This window comes from Hamadaea sp. NPDC051192, from assembly GCF_040682475.1.
GTDB lineage: Bacteria > Actinomycetota > Actinomycetes > Mycobacteriales > Micromonosporaceae > Hamadaea > Hamadaea flava.
The window spans coordinates 1-15,022 of sequence record NZ_JBFBAZ010000169.1 but is presented as its reverse complement, the minus strand read 5'-3'; the positions used below and the strand labels follow the sequence as shown (position 1 = coordinate 15,022).

The window sequence follows — 15,022 nt, the reverse complement described above, 5'->3', positions numbered from 1 at the left end:
GGAGTTAACTGTGGTCTCGGCGGCGTGTCGAGGGGGCAAACTCCATGATCAACGCGACGCGGGCAGGGGGGTGGGACGCGACGCGGGCAGCGGGTAGGACGCGACGCGGGCAGGGAGTGGGACGCGACCCGGCCAGAGGTCAGCGGTCACGGGTCACACGGGGCGGGCGCCGGTCATCGCGAGCACGTCGAGCAACCGGTCGAGGTCGTCCGCGCTGATCTTCCCGGTCGCGACGTGACCCCGGGCGACGACGACCTCCCGGATCGACCGTCCCGTGGCCAGCGCTTCCTTGGCGATCGAGGCGGCCTCCTCATACCCCAGTACGCGATTGAGCGGAGTCACGATCGCCGGCGACCCTTCGGCGTACGCCCGGCCGATCTCCTCATTCGCGGTGAGCCCGGCGACGCAGCGCTCGGCGAAGACCCTGGAGACGTTGGCGAGCAGCCGGATCGACTCCAGGATGTTGCGCGCCATCACTGGCAGCATCACGATCAGCTCGAACTCGGCCTGCGTACCGGCGAAGGCCACGGTGGCGTCGTTGCCGATCACCTGCGCGCACACCTGACGCGCGGCCTCGGCGAGGACCGGATTCACCTTGCCGGGCATGATCGAGGATCCCGGCTGCAGATCGGGTATGCCCAGCTCACGCAGGCCCGCCCGCGGCCCGGAGCCCATCCACCGGATATCGTTCGCGATCTTGTAGAGGCTGACGGCGGCCCCACGGAGTTGCGCCGAGACCTCGACGAGCGCGTCCGCGGCGCCTTGCGCGGCGAAGTGGTCGGCGGCCTCCCGGATCGGCAGCCCGGTCAACGCGGCGAGTACCTGCGTCACGTGCGCGGCGAATCCGTCCGGGACGTTGACGCCCGTGCCGACGGCGCTACCGCCGAGCGGCAGTTCACCGAGCCGGGGTGCGACCGCTTCCAGACGTTCGATCGCGCGGCGCAGTTGGAAGGCGTACCCGCCGAACTCCTGGCCCAGCGTCACCGGCGTCGCGTCCATGAGGTGCGTACGCCCGGCTTTGACGATCGCCGTGAACTCCGTCGACTTCGCCGTCAGGGCGGACGCGAGCTGGTCCAGCGCGGGAACCAGATCGGTGGCGACGCCACGCAACGCGGCCAGCTGTACGCCCGACGGGAACACGTCGTTGCTGGACTGCGAGGCGTTGACGTGGTCGTTGGGATGCACCGGACGATCGAGATCAGCGCTCGCCAGCCGAGCGACGACCTCGTTGACGTTCATGTTCGTCGAGGTGCCCGAACCGGTCTGGAACACGTCGATCGGGAAGTGCTCGTCGTGTGAGCCGGCCGCCACCGCCGAGGCGGCTGCCCCGATCGCCCGGGCCATGTCGTCGTCGAGTACGCCGAGAGCACCGTTCGCGCTCGCTGCGGCGGCTTTGATCTCGGCCAGCGCGTGGATCAGCTCGCTTGGCAGCGGCTGCCCCGAAATCGGGAAGTTCTCCACCGCACGCTGCGTCTGCGCGCCCCACAGCGCGTCCTCGGGGACCTGGACCTCGCCCATGGTGTCGTGTTCCACCCGGTACTTCGTCATTCCCCCATTCTGGCGCGCTCGCTCGCCGCCCGGGCGACAACGCGTTGATCATGGAGTTTGCCCACACGACACACCGTCGAGACCACGGTTAACTCCATGATCAACGAGGAGGGGTGGGGTGGGGGCGCGAGCGGGCGGCGAGCAGGGCGGAGACGGCGTGAAGGGCGTGGAGCCAGCCGCCGAAGACCAGCGGCAGGGTCACGGGAATCGCGACCGCCAGCAGCACCGCGATCACCCCGATGCCTCCGGCGGCGACCAGTGCGCCCGGTCGCCGCCAGGCCAGCCCGCCGGCCGCGCGGACGGCGGGCAGCCAGCCGGCCCCCGTGCCGACTTCGGCCACTGTCAGTCCGGCGTACCCGATGATCAACGCGACCACCGTGACGGTGAGCGCGAGCGCCGGACCACCCCCGGGCACGACGCCCCGCGCCAGGCCGCGCACATCGATGATGATGAGCGCGACCAGCGCGAGGGTCACGACTGTGGCGCCCAGGCCGGGCACCAGTCCCCGGACGAAGCGCCCCAGAGTTGTACGCCAAGAGGGGAGACTCCCCAGCGCATGGCGGTCGTGGACCGCGCGGCTGGCGGCGGACACCGCGGCGCCCGCCGTGACGACGGGCAGTGACGCCACGAACGCGACGATCCCGAGCAGCGCGAGATCGGCGGCGTCGGACACGGTGTCCTGCCAGGCGGGGCGCAGTCCGGCGCGTTTCATCCCTGGAAGCCCGTCATCCCTTGAGCCCCGCCGTGTTGATGCCTTCGACCAGGAGCCGCTGGAACGCGAGGAAGAAGAGGAACACCGGCAGCAGCGAGAGCACCGACATCGCGAACATCGGCCCGATCGAGCTCTGCCCGCTGGAGTCGACGAACAGCCGCAGGGCCACCGGGACGGTGTAGTGCGACAGGTCGTTGAGGTAGATCAGCTGCGGCAGGAAGTCGTTCCAGGTCCAGATGAACGAGAAGATCGCCGTCGTGACCAGCGCCGGCCGGGCCAGCGGGAAGATCACGTGCCGGAAGATCCGGTAGGGGTCGGCGCCGTCGATCTTCGCCGCCTCGTCGAGCTCGCGCGGGATGCCCCGCATGAACTGCACCATCAGGAAGACGAAGAACGCCTCGGTCGCCAGCATCTTCGGCACCACCAGCGGCAGTGGGGTGTTGATCCAGCCGAAGTTGTTGAACAGCAGGTACTGCGGGATGAGCAGCACGTGGTGCGGCAGCAGCAGCGTCCCGATCATGATCGTGAAGAACAGCGCCCGGCCCCGGAACTGCAACCGGGCGAAGGCGTACGCCGCGAGCAGGCACGAGACGCAGTTGGCCAGGACGGTCGCCAGCGCGATGATCGCGCTGTTGAGGAAGAACCGGCCGAACACGATGTCGAGACTGGTCCAGCCCTTGTCGTAGTTGGACCAGGTGAATTCGCGCGGGATGACCGAGAGGTTGTTGCTGATCTCCTCCGGCGACTTCAGCGAGCTGCCGATCATCCAGATCAGCGGGTAGAGCACCGCCGCCACCACGACGACGAGGACGGCGATGCGCGCGATGTTCTTGGTCATTTGTCCCCTCCGTCCGAGTAGTGCACCCAGTACCGGCCGGTGGCGAAGAGCCCGGCCGTGATCACGCCGATCACCAGCAGGAACACCCAGGCCATGGCGGAGGCGTACGCCATCTTGAAGTCGGTGAAGCCCGCGACGTAGAGGTACAGCGTGTACATGAGGGTGGAGTCCACCGGACCGCCCTCACCGCCGCTGATCACGTACGCCCCGGTGAACCCCTGGAAGCCGTGGATGACCTCCATGACGAGGTTGAAGAACAGCACCGGGCTCAGCATCGGCAGCGTGATGTGCCAGAACTGGCGGAGCCGGCTGGCGCCGTCCACCGACGCGGCCTCGTACAGCTCGATCGGGATCTGCTTGAGCCCGGCGAGGAAGATGACCATCGGCGCGCCGAACTGCCACACCGCCAGCACGATCAGCGTCGAGAGCGACCAGTCGGGGTCGTTGACCCACGGCTTGCCTTCGATGCCGAAGATGCCCAGGAAGGCGTTGAACGCGCCGTCCCGGCTGAACATGGCCAACCACACCAGGGCCAGCGCGACGCTGCCGCCGAGCAGCGACGGCAGGTAGAACAGACCGCGGAACAGCCCGTTGCCCTTCCGGTCCCGGCGCAGCAGCAGCGCGACGCCGAGCGCGGCGGCGAGCTTCAGCGGCACCGCGATCAAGGCGTACCGGAGCGTGACGGCGACCGAGTGCCAGTAGTGCGGATCCTCGGTGAACATGTGCTTGTAGTTCGCCAGCCCGACGAACTGCACCTGCGACCAGTCGTCGAGCAGTTCGTAGTCCGTGAAGCTGAGGACTAGCGAGAAGATCATCGGCAGCGCGGTGATCCCGAGGAGCCCGAGCAGCCAAGGGGAGAGGAAGACGTAGCCGGCCGTCGCTTCGCCGCGGCGGCTGCTGCCGCGGCGCCGGGCCGCTCGCTGAGGGGCGAGCGGTCCGGCGTCGGTGCGGGGGCCGAGCTCAGCCAGCGAGGGCTGCATTGGCTTCCTTCAGGAACGCGTCGGCCGCCGCGGCCGAGGTCGCCTTCCCGTACTGCACGTTCTCGGCGTACGTGATGAGCAGCGAACGGACCTTGACGTGACCCTTCGGCGGCACGGCCGGCGGCTGGCCGAACTTGCTCGCCAGGTCGGTCTCGAACTGGGCCGCGGTGGCTGCCGAGTCCTTGAGGGTGGACGCGACCGCCGTACGCACGTCGGTGTTGGCGTTGAGACCCCGGTCGGTGCCGAGGACCTTGCCCGCCTCCACGTCGTTGACCAGGAAGTTCAGCACGTCCACGGCGACGTCGGCGTGCTTGGATCCCTTGTAGATGGAGAAGTACAGCGCGGCCCGCGCCCACTGACCACTCGGGTCGCCCGGGTACGCCACCACGCCCAGCTCGCTCTTGGTGGCCTTCTGCAGCTCGGGGAGCTGGTTGGCCCACATGAACGAGGTGGCCGCCTTGCCGGTGACCACGAGCTGGTTGGCGACCGCACCGGCGTTCGCGCCGTGGATGACGTCGGCCGGCGGAGCCGCCTTCGTGTCCCGGGCACCCTTCCAGAGGTCGAACCACTTGGTCAGGTCCTCGGCGGAGGCGCCGACCTTCTTGCCGTCGTAGAGCTGCTTGCCCTGCTGACGCAGCCAGACCCACAGCGCCTTGTAGTCGGCGGACGGGTCCATCGTGCCGAAGACCTTGCCGCCGGACTTCGAGGTGACCTGCGCCGCCCAGGCGATCAGGGCGTCCCACGTCATGCCGGTGGTCGGCTCGGGCAGGCCGAGGGTCTTCAGCAGGCCCTTGTCGTAGATCATGCCGGGGGTGTTCTCCCCCATCGGCACGCCGGCCGCCTTGCCCTCGACCACGCCGGCCTGCCACAGACCCGGGAGGATCTTGCTCTTGTCGAGCTTGTTGGAGTCGGCGTACTTCGAGAGGTCCAGCGTCTGGTTGCGCTCGGCGTACTCCGACAGCGCGCCGTCGTCGATCTGGAAGATGTCGGGCGCGTTGCCGCCCGCCGTCAGAGTGGCGAGCTTGTCGTAGTACCCGGCGTTGGCCTGCCAGGTCTTCTTGAAGGTGACGTTCGGGTGCTTGGCGGTGTAGAGCGCCAGCGCGTCCTCGGTCATCTTCGCGCGGGCGTCGCCGCCCCACCAGAAGATCGACAACTCGACCGGTGCGTTCGGGTCGTTGGACGGCTTGTCGTCGCCGCAGGCGGCCAGCACTGCGGCGGCGGGGGCGGCGAGCGCGGCCGCCGCGATGCCCCTCAACAGGGTCCGGCGGCTGGCGCTACCGTTGTGCAGCGGCGAGTGGGCGCCCACCGCGAGGGGTGCTGTGGGTTTCATGGCACTGACTCCTTGACGCGTAGGAGACGACTCCGCGGAGGCGGTGACGGCCGCATTAGCCCGGGTCCGCATTGCCCTGCGGACCCGGGCCCGTGGAGTCGCGGATGACCAGTTCGGTCGCGAGGGTGATCTGCCCGGTGGTACGACGGTCGTCACCGTGTTGCAGGAGCATGTCGACGGCGGCCCGCCCGGCGGCGGCCGTGGGATTGGCCACCGTGGTCAGACCCGGCCGGGTCAGCCGACTCAGCGCGATGTCGTCGATACCGACCACGCTGACGTCCTGCGGAACGCGTACGCCCAGAGTGGCGAGACCTTCGATGAGGCCGATCGCCATCAGGTCGTTGTAGGCGAGCACGGCGGTGAAGCCCGCCCGATGCACCTGTTCGGCCGCGATGAGCCCGCCGTCGCCGGTGGGCGCGTTCGGGCCGAGCGCGGTCACCTCGACGGGATCGCCGGGGCCGCCCAAGGTGCGGGCGGCGGCGGTGGCGGCCCGGCGGATCTCGCGGTTCGTCCAGGATCCGCGCGGTCCGCCGAGGTAGCCGATGGAACGGTGGCCCAGCTCGGCGAGGTGTTCGATCGCCGATCGGGCGCCTTGGCTCACGTCCATGACCACCGACGGCAGGCCGGGCACCTGCCGGTTGACCACGACGAGAGCCACCTCGCGTGACAGGCCTTCGATGACGCTGTTGGCCAGCCGGGGGCTGACCAGCAGAATCCCGTCGACCTGCTTGGCGAGCGCGCGAACGAGTTCCTCCTCGACCGCCGGGTCCTCGTTGCTGTCGGCGACGAAGACGTGGTAGTCGCGGTGGCGCGATTCGCGCTCCGCCGCCTTGATCAGCGGCGGGAAGAACGGGTTGGCGATGTCGGCGACGATCAGCCCGATGTTGTGGGTACGGCCGGTGATGAGCGCCCGCGCCGCCCGGTTGGGGCGGTATCCCAGCTTCTCGGCGGTCTCGAGCACCTTGCTGCGAGTCTCGGGGTTGACCAACTGCGGCGCGGAGAAGGCACGCGACACGGTGGAGATGTGTACTCCCGACGCTCGCGCGACGTCCCGGATGGTCGCCGGCATAGTCACCCCCCTCACTCTTGGTTGGCCAATTAATGCAAACGCTTGCTGTGTTGTCAACGCCCAAATATTGCCGACCGGTTTCCGAAGACCCCACTTCTTCACCCAAATATCCACATCAAACGGTGTAATACCGGCGGCCCCGTTATCGAACTGTTGACGCCGCTGGCGACTCATGGTTAGTTCTGCTGCAAACCTTTGCAGTTCCCCTGGGGAGGCGACCGATGACCGGACCCAAGCGTTACGCGCTGGTCGGAACGGGTTCACGGGCGGAGATGTTCGAGCGGGCCGTCGTCCGCGACCACGCGGCAACGGCGTCGCTGGTCGCGCTCTGCGACACCAATCCGGTACGCGTACAGGCGCACCAGCGGTTCCTCGCCGATCTCGGCGCGGGCCCGGTTCCCGCGTACGACGCAGCCGATTTCACCGAGATGCTCGCTAAAGAGCAGGTCGACGCGGTCATCGTGACCACTATGGACAGTACGCACGCGGACTACATCACGCGGGCGCTGCGCGCCGGCTGCGATGTGCTGACGGAGAAGCCGATGACGACCGACCTCGCCGGCTGCGAGGCGATCCTCGGCACCGTCGCCGAGACCGGCCGGAACGTCACGGTCACCTTCAACTACCGGTTCAGTCCGGTGCACGAGCAGGTCAAGCGACTGCTCGACGAGGGCGCCGTCGGCGAGATCGGGTCGGTGCACTTCGAGTGGCTCCTCGACGTACGCCACGGCGCGGACTACTTCCGCCGGTGGCATCGGGAGAAGGAGAACTCGGGCGGCCTGCTCGTGCACAAGTCGGGCCACCACTTCGACCTGGTCAACTGGTGGCTCTCGGCGCGGCCCGTCGACGTCTTCGCGTACGGGCAGCTGTTCTTCTACGGCCAGACCGGCCGCCGCCACGGGTACGCCCGCGACTATGAGCGCGCGCACGGTTCGGCCGCCGCCCAGGACGACCCGTTCGCCCTGCACCTCGCCGATCATCCGCGCCTGCGCGAGCTGTATCTCGACGCCGAGCCGGCCGACGGCTACCAGCGGGACCGCAACGTCTTCGGCGGCGACATCACCATCGAGGACGACCTCGCCGTGATGGTGCGCTACAACACCGGGGCCACGATGAGCTATCACCTCACGGCGTACTCGCCCTGGGAGGGGTATCGCCTGATGGTCAACGGCAGCCGGGGCCGCCTGGAGCTGGAGGTCGTCGAGAACGACCACGTCAGCCTGGGCGCCGCGGCCGCGCTGAAGGGCGCCGCGCTGCACGGCGAGGAGGCGGCGGCCGAGCAGGGCCGGGTACGCCTGACGCTGCACCGGTTCTGGGAGCCGCCGGTCGAGATCGACGTCCCGGAGAAGTCCCGCGAAGGCCATGGCGGCGCGGACGCGAAGATGGCCGCCATCCTCTTCGGCGGCGCCACCGATCCCCTGCGCCGCAGCGCGACCGAGCGCGACGGCGCGCTCGCCCTGCTCACCGGCTTGGCCGCCAACCGTGCCCTGGCCACCGGCGCCCCGGTGCACGTCCCCGATCTGCTGACCCTGTAGCCCCCGGGCCGCACGCTCTGCGCACTGGATCAGGGTTCCGCGTCGAATCAGGGATCAATATTCGACCGCGATCCTGATCCAGCGTCTGAGCCGGCGGCCGCAACGCCCTGAACGGGAGTCGCCTTGCCACACCCAGATCTGCTGTTCCCGGCCGACCCACGGCAGCGGGAGATCACCCGCGAGCTGTACGCCCACGTCAGGGACCTGCCGCTCATCTCGCCGCACGGGCACATCGACCCGCGGCTGCTCGCCGACGACGAGCCGTTCGACGATCCGGCCCACTTGTTCGTGGTGCCCGATCACTACCTGACCCGGATGCTCTACAGCCAGGGCGTGCATCCGGACGCGCTCGGCGTGCCCCGGCGGGACGGTTCGACCTCGGGCGTCGAGCCGCGCGAGATCTGGCGTACCTTCGCCGCCCATTGGCATCTGTTCCGGGGCACCCCGTCCAAGCTGTGGCTGGAGCAGACGCTCGACGGCGTCTTCGGGGTCACCGCGCCGTTGAACGCGGACACGGCCGACGAGATCTACGACGCCGTCGCCGGCTGCCTGGCCCGGCCGGAGTTCCGGCCCCGGGCGCTGTTCGAGCGGTTCAACATCGAGGTGCTCGCCACGACCGAGTCGCCGCTGGATCCGCTGACGCAGCACGCGAAGCTGGCCGCCGACGGCTGGGGCGACCGGGTCGTCAGCACCTTCCGGCCGGACGACGTGGTCGACATGGAGTTCGGCGGCCTCACCGGAGCAGCCGGTACGCAGGCCTGGCGGCAACGCGTCGCCAAGCTCGGCGAGATCACCGGCGAGGACACCCTGACGTTCACCGGTTATCTCGCCGCACTCCGCCAACGACGGGCGGCGTTCCTGGCGATGGGCACCACGTCCAGCGATCACGGCCACCCCACCGCGCGTACGCTCGTGCTCCCCGAGCCGGAGAAGCGGGAGCTCTTCGAACGAGGACTGCGCGACGAGGCGACCCCCGCCGACGCGGAGGCGTTCCGCGCCGTGATGCTGGTCGAGTTCGCCCGGATGTCGATCGACGACGGGATGGTCATGCAGTTGCATCCCGGCTCGGTCCGCAATCACAACACCTGGCTGCACGGGGCGTACGGGACCGACGTCGGCGGGGACATCCCGCAGGCCACCGACTACGTGAACGGGCTGGCCCCGCTGCTGAGCGAGCACGGCAACGATCCCCGCCTGCGCCTGGTTCTCTACACGTTGGACGAGACGACGTTCACTCGCGAGCTGGCGCCTCTCGCCGGCGGGTACGCCGCCCTCTACCTCGGCGCGCCGTGGTGGTTCCTGGACTCCCCCGAAGCCATGCGCCGCTTCCGGGAGGCGGTCACCGAGACCGCCGGCTTCGCCAACACCGCCGGGTTCGTCGACGACACCCGCGCCTTCTGCTCCATCCCGGTCCGGCACGACATCGCCCGCCGGGTCGACGCCGGCTTCCTCGCCCGGTTGGTCGCCGAACACCGGCTGACCCTGGACGAAGCCGCCGAGACCGCCGCCGACATCGCGTACCACCAGCCCAAACGAATCTTTAAGGTAGTGAGCGAATGACCAAGATCATTGCCGCCGAGGTGCACGACGTCCGCTTTCCCACCGCCGCCGCCGGCGACGGGTCGGACGCGATCAACCGTGGCGACTACTCCGCCTCCTATGTGGAGTTGAAGACCGACGACGGCCTGGCCGGTGCGGGCTTCACCTTCACCAACGGGCGCGGCAACGAGATCACCTGTGCCGCGATCACCGCCCTCCAGCACCATGTGGTCGGCCGCGACCTGGCCGAGATCGTGGACGAGCCGGTGGCCTTCTGGCGGTCACTGACCGCCGACGTCCAGCTGCGCTGGCTCGGCCCGGAGAAGGGCGTCATCCACATGGCGGCCGGTGCGCTGGTCAACGCGGTGTGGGACCTGCGGGCCAAGGCGGCCGGCGTGCCGTTGTGGCGGCTCCTCGCCGAGCTGCCGAGCGAGGAACTGGTCCGGACGGTCGACTTCCACCACATCACCGACGCCATCACCCCGGCCGAGGCCCTCGACATCCTCGAGCGCGGCCGCGAAGGCCTGGCCGACCGGCTCGCGCTGCTGGAACGCGACGGCTTCCCGTCCTACACGACGTCGGTGGGCTGGCTCGGCTACCCGGACGACAAGGTGCGCGCCCTGACTCGTACGGCGTACGAGGAGGGCTGGCGCGCGATGAAGATGAAGGTCGGCGGCCCGATCGACGACGACATCCGCCGCGCGCGGATCATCCGGGAGGAGATCGGCCCGGACGCGTTGCTCATGATGGACGCCAACCAGGTCTGGGACGTCGACGAGGCGATCGCCAACATGGCCGTCCTCGCCGAGGTGGACCCGTACTGGATCGAGGAGCCGACGCACGCCGACGACGTGCTCGGGCACGCCCGCATCGCCCGCGCCGTGGACCCGATCCGGGTGGCGACCGGCGAGGTGGCGGCCAACCGGGTCATCTTCAAGCAGCTGCTCCAGGCCGACGCGATCGGCGTCATGCAGATCGACGCCTGCCGGGTGGCCGGGGTCAATGAGGTGCTGGCCGAGCTGCTGATGGCGGCGAAGTTCGGCGTACCGGTGTGCCCGCACGCGGGCGGCGTCGGCCTCTGCGAGTACGTCCAGCACCTGGCGATCTTCGACTACCTGCGGGTCGGCACGTCGCTGGACGGCCGGATGGTCGAATACGTCGACCACCTGCACGAGCACTTCGTCGACCCGGTACGCACCAAGGACGGCCGGTACCTGCTGCCCGAGCAGCCCGGTTACAGCACGACGCTGCGACCCGAATCGATCGCGGAGTACGCCTTCCCGGACGGTCCGGTATGGCGCGCCTGACGAAGGACGCGCTCAGCGCGATCCCGGCCGAGGCCCGGCCGACGATCGACACGCCGGGCGTCGGAATCGTCCACTTGGGAGTCGGTGCGTTCCACCGGGCGCATCAGGCCGTCTACACCGAGGACGCCATCGCGGCCGGCGGCGGGGACTGGGCGATCGCCGAGGTCGCCCCCAACTCCACCGCCGTCGTGGACGCGATGCGGGCGCAGGACGGGCTCTTCAGCGTCACGAGCCTGTCCGGCGCCGGTGCGCGTACCAGGGTGATCGCCGCTGTCGGCCGGGTGCTGCACGCGCCGAGCGAGCGGTCGGCGGTGACCGGCCTGCTGGCTGATCCCGCGATCCGCGTGGTGACGCTGACCGTGACCGAGAAGGCCTACCAGCCCGGGTCGGCGATGGTGAAGCTGCTCGTCGACGGGATCCGCGCGCGGATCACCGCGGGAGCCCCGCCGTTGGCCGTGGTGAGTTGCGACAACCTGCCGTCGAACGGATCGCAGTTGCGCGCGCTGATCGCGGAGGCGGTCGAGCTGCCCAAGACGGTGACCTTCCCCCGGACGATGGTGGACCGGATCGTTCCCGCGAGCACCGACCAGACCTACGCCCTCGTACGCAACGCGCTCGGCGTCGAGGATCAGGCGGCGGTCGAGGCCGAGCCCTACAAGCAGTGGGTCATCGAGGACGCCTTCCCGGGCGGGCGACCCGCCTGGGATCTGGCCGGAGCGGTGCTCACCGACGACGTCGCCCCCTGGGAGCAGCTGAAACTGCGTACGCTCAACGGCGTCCACTCCACAGTGGCCTATCTCGGGGCGGTCGCCGGCTACGAGACGATCGCCGAGGCGCTGCGGATGCCGGGGCTGACCGACGTGCTGCGGCAGTTCATCGCCGACGAGATCGCCCAGAGTTTCACCCCACCGCCCGGCGTCTCCGTCGTCGAGTACGGCGACGAGGTGCTGGAACGGTTCGCCGATCCCGCCATTCGCTACCGCACTATTCAGGTGGCGATGGACGGCAGTCAGAAGCTTCCGTATCGCGTCCTGCGTACGGTGATCGACTCGCGCGCCCGCGGGCTGTCGCCCCGCGTCGGCGCGCTCGTCGTCGCGGCCTGGATGCGGTTCGCCGAGGGCACGGCCGACGACGGGACGGCGTTGCCGCTCAACGATCCGATGGCTCCGCAGATCAAGGCCAAGCTCGCCGCGTCCGGTTCCGTCGTCGACCAGTTGCTGTCGCTGACGGACATCTTCCCCGCCGAACTCGCGGCGGACGAGGAGTTCCGTTCCCTCGTTCACGAGTGGTACCACGCCCTCACCACCCACGGCGTCCGCGCCACCCTCTCCGCCCTCGGGGGCGCGTCGTGACCAGGCAGATCAGGGATGTGGGTCGAATCATGGCCCAAGATTCGACCCACATCCCTGATCCAGCGCCCAAAAGGCCCGCGCCGGCGGCCGAGGGGCGAAAGCGGGTGGCGCTGATCGGGGCGAACGGCCACGGCCGCAACCACCGCCGAAAGCTCGTCGAGTTGAGCGCGGCAGGCCGGCTGGAGATCGCGGCGTACTGCGATGTGGCCGAGGTCGACGACGCCGGTGAGGTTCCGGTCTTCCGGGACCACCGCGCGATGCTGGCCGAGACCCGTCCGGATGTCGTCGTCATCTGCACTCCGCCGCACACGCATCTGCCGATCGCGCTGGAATGCGTACGCGCCGGAGCGGACATCCTCCTCGAGAAGCCGCCGATGCTCTCGCTCGCCGACCATGACACGCTCGAAGCCGAGCTCCGCGCCACCGGCCGGGTGTGCCAGGTCGGCTTCCAGGCATTGGGTTCGACCGGCTTGAGCCGCGTCCGGGCGGCGATCGAGAGCGGAGAACTCGGCGAGATCACCGGCATCTCCGCCTTCGCGGCGTGGCAGCGCGACGACGGGTACTGGGGCCGGTCGCCGTGGGCGGGCAAGCGTACGGTCGACGGCCGTCCGTCGCTGGACGGGGCGCTGGCCAATCCGTTCGCCCACGCCACGATGAACTGTCTCGCCCTGCTGCCGCAGCCGGTCCGGATCGCGTCGATCGAGGTCGAGCGCTATCGGACCCGGCCGATCGAGGTGGACGACACCGCCTGCCTGCGGATCCGGCCGGTCGACGGGCCGACCGTCGTCGTCGCGGTCACCTTGTGCGCCGAGGGTTTCCTGCCCGGCTCGATCCTGGTGCAGGGCACGGCCGGCGAGGCCGAGCTGGAGTACCCGACCGACCGGCTCCGGATGTCCTCATCGGACTGGGAACCCACCGGCCGCGCCGACCTGCTGCTCAATCTCCTCGACCAGCGCGACGAGCTGATCGCGCCGCTCGCGGCCACCGCCGCGTTCACCGCGGTGCTCGAGCACATTCAGGCGGCCCCGGCACCCCGGCCCATCGACCCGGCCCACCTCGTCGAACGCAACGAGGGCCCGGCCCGCCAGCTGGTCATTCCAGGCATAGATCAACTGGTACGCACAGCGGCGCGTCGCCTCGCGTTGTTCTCGGAACTCGGCGACCTGCCTACGCAAACCCCACTGCAACAGCGGGAGTGACGCGGCCGTTTGGAACGCCGCCAAAGTGGACGAAACTCGGTGATTTCCTCACTGAGAGGATCAGCTTTGCCCAAAATTGATCGCAAAACATCTGCAAATAGATAGTATTGACTGTTATACCCGGGCGGCGCACAGTCGAGCGCATGAGAACTCTTCGATCCTCCGCCGCGGTGGCCGTGCTGGCGCTGCTGGCGACCGGCGCGGCCGCCCCGGCCGCCGCCTCGGGCGGGTCACGGGGCGGGCTGACGCCCTGGTCCCTCGCTCTCGGCCGGGCAGCCCTGCCGACCGGTGACGGCTGGGCCGCCGAGGGGACCGGGACGACCGGCGGCTCGGCGGCCGACGACGATCACGTCTTCGTGGTCGACGACCGGGCCGAGCTGGTCGCCGCCCTCGGCGGGGACAACGTGACCAACCGGACCAACGCCACCCCGAAGCTCATCTTCGTGCGTGGCGCGGTCAACGGTTTCGAGGGCGCCGACGGTACCCGGCTCTCCTGTGCGGACCTCGCCGATCCGGCGTACTCGCTCAGCTCGTACCTGACGGCGTACGCCCCGGAGACGTGGGGCCGCACGAAGCCGACGGGTCCACTGGAGGACGCCCGGGTCCGCTCGGTGGCGAACCAGACCGCGCAGACGCAGATCAACGTCGGCCCGAACACGACCATCATCGGCTTGCGCGGCGCACGCTTCGACGAGCTGACCCTGATGATCGACACGGCGGACAACGTCATCGTGCGCAACCTGACCTTCGCCGACTCGCACGACTGCTTCCCGGCCTGGTCGCCCACCGACGGCGCGACCGGCAACTGGAACTCGCAGTTCGACAACCTCTCGGTCCGCCGCAGCCAGCACGTCTGGCTCGACCACAACTCGTTCTCCGACGCGGGCAACCCGGACTCCACCCAGCCGATCTACTTCGGACGGCCGTACCAGGTGCACGACGGCGCGATGGACATCACGCACACGTCGAACCTGGTGACGGTCTCCTACAGCGCGGTCACCGGGCACGACAAGGTGATGCTGATCGGCTCGACCGACAACCCGTCCGGCGGCGACCCCGGCCGGCTGAAGGTGACCCTGCACCACAACTACTTCGAGGGCACCTACCAGCGACTGCCGCGGGTCCGGTTCGGGCAGGTCGACCTCTACAACAACGCCTACCGGCTCGGCGGCGACGACTTCCAGTACGCCTGGGGCGTCGGCGTGCAGTCGGCCCTGTACGCCGAGAACAACTACATCGCCCTGGCCGACGGCGTGGACCCCGCCGAGATCGTCCACGACTGGGGCGGCACCGCCCTCACCGAGCGCGGCACCTGGCTTCGCCTCGGCAGCGGTACGCCCAAGCCGGTGAGCCTGCTCGACGCGTACAACTCGGCTCACGACCCGGATCTGGGCACGGACGCGGGCTGGACGCCCACCCTGCGGGCCGGACCGGTGTTGCCCGCACCGGCCGTAGCCGTACTGGTCCCCCTCTTCGCCGGCGCCCGCCTGTAGTTCCCCACCCCCGGTTCCCCCCCGCTCCACGTTCCCCCCCGCTCCACGTTCCCCCCCGCTCCTCGTTCCGACTGGATCAGGGATATGCCGCGGATCTTGGCCCAAGATCCGCGGCATATC

At 69.5% G+C, this 15,022-nt stretch carries 12 protein-coding genes; 6 read left to right on the top strand and 6 right to left on the bottom strand.

Features of this window, described 5'->3' with window-relative positions:
* Window positions 1-153: 153 nt before the first annotated feature.
* The 6 genes from AB0M47_RS37835 to AB0M47_RS37810 all read right to left on the bottom strand — a co-directional run bounded on the left by AB0M47_RS37835 (window position 154) and on the right by AB0M47_RS37810 (window position 6,477).
* Complete coding sequence (locus AB0M47_RS37835) at window positions 154-1,548, bottom strand: class II fumarate hydratase (protein ID WP_363422795.1); 1,395 nt, start codon at window positions 1,546-1,548, stop codon at window positions 154-156.
* A 100-nt stretch (window positions 1,549-1,648) separates the two neighbouring features.
* A complete protein-coding gene (locus tag AB0M47_RS37830) occupies window positions 1,649-2,260 on the bottom strand; it encodes a hypothetical protein (RefSeq protein ID WP_363422793.1) in 612 nt (203 codons plus the stop codon).
* 13 nt (window positions 2,261-2,273) lie between these two features.
* Window positions 2,274-3,098 carry a carbohydrate ABC transporter permease gene (locus AB0M47_RS37825; RefSeq protein ID WP_253758617.1) on the bottom strand — a complete coding sequence of 275 codons (825 nt, stop codon included), beginning with the start codon at window positions 3,096-3,098 and terminating at the stop codon, window positions 2,274-2,276.
* Window positions 3,095-4,078, bottom strand: a complete 984-nt coding sequence (locus AB0M47_RS37820) for a sugar ABC transporter permease (protein ID WP_363422790.1) — start codon at window positions 4,076-4,078, stop codon at window positions 3,095-3,097. The genes AB0M47_RS37825 and AB0M47_RS37820 overlap by 4 nt, the downstream gene beginning before the upstream one ends.
* Window positions 4,059-5,408, bottom strand: a complete 1,350-nt coding sequence (locus tag AB0M47_RS37815) for an extracellular solute-binding protein (RefSeq protein WP_363422788.1) — start codon at window positions 5,406-5,408, stop codon at window positions 4,059-4,061. Before AB0M47_RS37815 ends, AB0M47_RS37820 begins: the two co-directional genes overlap by 20 nt.
* 55 nt (window positions 5,409-5,463) lie before the next feature.
* A complete protein-coding gene (locus AB0M47_RS37810; RefSeq protein WP_363422786.1) occupies window positions 5,464-6,477 on the bottom strand; it encodes a LacI family DNA-binding transcriptional regulator in 1,014 nt (337 codons plus the stop codon).
* Window positions 6,478-6,698: 221 nt separating this feature from the next.
* Here AB0M47_RS37810 and AB0M47_RS37805 point away from each other — a divergent pair, with 221 nt between their 5' ends.
* The 6 genes from AB0M47_RS37805 to AB0M47_RS37780 all read left to right on the top strand — a co-directional run bounded on the left by AB0M47_RS37805 (window position 6,699) and on the right by AB0M47_RS37780 (window position 14,902).
* Window positions 6,699-8,012: a Gfo/Idh/MocA family oxidoreductase gene (locus AB0M47_RS37805; RefSeq protein ID WP_363422784.1), complete on the top strand. Its 1,314-nt coding sequence runs from the start codon at window positions 6,699-6,701 to the stop codon at window positions 8,010-8,012.
* 123 nt (window positions 8,013-8,135) lie between these two features.
* Window positions 8,136-9,572: a glucuronate isomerase gene (gene uxaC, locus AB0M47_RS37800; RefSeq protein ID WP_363422782.1), complete on the top strand. Its 1,437-nt coding sequence runs from the start codon at window positions 8,136-8,138 to the stop codon at window positions 9,570-9,572.
* On the top strand, window positions 9,569-10,858 hold the full coding sequence (locus tag AB0M47_RS37795) for an enolase C-terminal domain-like protein (protein ID WP_363422780.1): 1,290 nt from the start codon (window positions 9,569-9,571) through the stop codon (window positions 10,856-10,858). Before uxaC ends, AB0M47_RS37795 begins: the two co-directional genes overlap by 4 nt.
* Window positions 10,846-12,210, top strand: coding sequence for a mannitol dehydrogenase family protein (locus tag AB0M47_RS37790; protein ID WP_363422778.1), 1,365 nt, complete (start codon window positions 10,846-10,848; stop codon window positions 12,208-12,210). Before AB0M47_RS37795 ends, AB0M47_RS37790 begins: the two co-directional genes overlap by 13 nt.
* Before the next feature lie 104 nt (window positions 12,211-12,314).
* Window positions 12,315-13,409 carry a Gfo/Idh/MocA family oxidoreductase gene (locus AB0M47_RS37785; RefSeq protein ID WP_363422776.1) on the top strand — a complete coding sequence of 365 codons (1,095 nt, stop codon included), beginning with the start codon at window positions 12,315-12,317 and terminating at the stop codon, window positions 13,407-13,409.
* A gap of 143 nt (window positions 13,410-13,552) precedes the next feature.
* Window positions 13,553-14,902: a polysaccharide lyase family 1 protein gene (locus AB0M47_RS37780; protein WP_363422774.1), complete on the top strand. Its 1,350-nt coding sequence runs from the start codon at window positions 13,553-13,555 to the stop codon at window positions 14,900-14,902.
* Window positions 14,903-15,022: the final 120 nt, after the last annotated feature.